The organism is Mesorhizobium sp. WSM4829 (assembly GCF_055811475.1).
Genome location: NZ_JBVVQJ010000104.1, coordinates 1 through 1539, shown reverse-complemented (window position 1 = coordinate 1539; position 1539 = coordinate 1). Strand labels below are relative to the sequence as shown.

The 1539-nt window shown below is 58.2% G+C and carries 2 protein-coding genes; both read right to left on the bottom strand.

The features are described from left to right. A partial coding sequence (locus tag AC0L17_RS34340) for a CoA-binding protein (protein ID WP_473518969.1) occupies positions 1 to 186 on the bottom strand: 186 nt, incomplete at its 3' end. Between the two features lie 279 nt (positions 187 to 465). Continuing rightward, positions 466 to 1245 (bottom strand): carnitinyl-CoA dehydratase, encoded by a 780-nt coding sequence (locus AC0L17_RS34335; RefSeq protein ID WP_473518968.1) that lies wholly within the window; start codon positions 1243 to 1245, stop codon positions 466 to 468. Positions 1246 to 1539: the final 294 nt, after the last annotated feature.

Genomic DNA, 1539 nt, shown 5'->3' with positions numbered 1-1539 from the left:
TACGCCAGGCAGATCCGCCACCGAGCGGTAGGCTCTGACCCCGGCGACTTCGTCCTTCTCAGGGTGCACCGGCCAGATATCGCCAGAATAGCCCAGTTCAATTGATCGCTCGACAACACCTGCTGCCGCCACTCCACCGATCACCGCTATGGATTTTGGGTGCAGGAAGCGTTCCAGTCTATGCATAGGTTACACCCCAACGCTGCCAATTTAATCTTTGCGAGGTGGAAAGCCACTTCACGATGTGATCGTCAGGCAGCTTGACGGTCATTGCGCAGATCGTGCTGTCTCTTCGATTCTTGTTCCCCGCTCCGTGACCTCGAAGAGGTTGTTCGCTACTCAGCGACAGTCGCGAACACGGCACCGCTGTCATCCTGCTAACGAAGCGCACTATGTTGCGACGTGCCTTCTGGAGGAGCACACCATTTATCTCTACTTCAAATTGGGCAAGGGTGTCTTTGAAGACTATCGCCCCTTCCAAATCGGCTGGCGCTTTTCAGCAAAGGCTCGGGGCCCTTCCATACTGTCTTCCGAGCCGCTGAGGATATCGACGGTCGGCAACTGGCGCCGGCTCACTTTGTTCATCGCGTCCTGGAAGGTCAGCGCTTCCGCCACGCGCGCCGTTTCTTTGATCGCCGCGAAAACCAGCGGCGGGCCGCTTGCCAGAAGTCGCGCGATTTCCCAGACACGGTCCTCGAGCTTTTCCTTGGGCAGCACTTCGTTGACCAAGCCCCAGCGACGCGCCTCGTCGGCATCCATCCATCGGCCCGTCAGCAGGAGTTCTATAGCGACATGGTAGGGGATGCGCTTCGGCAGCTTGATGGTCGCTGCGTCGGCTAGTACTCCGGCGCGGATTTCGGGCAGCGCGAAGGAGGAATGATCGGAGGCGTAAATGAGGTCGCAGGACAGCGCCAGCTCAAAGCCGCCGCCGACTGCCATGCCGTTGACACAGGCGATCACCGGCTTGTTCAAGTCGCGGAGTTCCTGCAGCCCGGCAAAGCCTCCGACGCCATAGTCGCCGTCGATCTCGCCGCTAGCCGCCGCCTTGAGATCCCAGCCGACGCAGAAGAACTTGTCGCCAGCGGTTTTGAGGATGGCAACGCGCAGTTCCGGATCATCGCGAAACGCCTTGAACGTCTCGCCCATCAGCCGCGACGTCTTTGGGTCGATGGCGTTGGCCTTCGGCCGATCGAGCGTGACTTCGAGGATGGCGTCCTCTCGGCGGGTTGTGATGACGTCAGCCATGCTTCTTTGCCCCAAGCACCGGTTGCCCGCGACAGAAAACTCGAACGTCCGAAAATTGCGACGAAGCCCGGTCGGCGACGATAGATTGCTCCCGACCGCGACAGCGATCGAAGTCGCCTACAAGAAGCGTCAGTGGCTTGCCCAGAAAGCTCATTGTTTCCTCCGCATTCTGCGATTTTGGGCCTAATCTTGCAGTGGATTTAGAACCGCGCAGATTTATCGTCAAACTTAGTTTTTATATCGTGGGCATCTGCTTTTGAGATGGACTCAGATTTGCGTAAGGCCAAAATCTAC

What these genes read in the sequence shown, in the direction of transcription:
- AC0L17_RS34335 (WP_473518968.1), bottom strand. Translation starts at nt 1,245, where the DNA reads ATGGCTGACGTCATCACAACCCGCCGAGAGGACGCCATCCTCGAAGTC.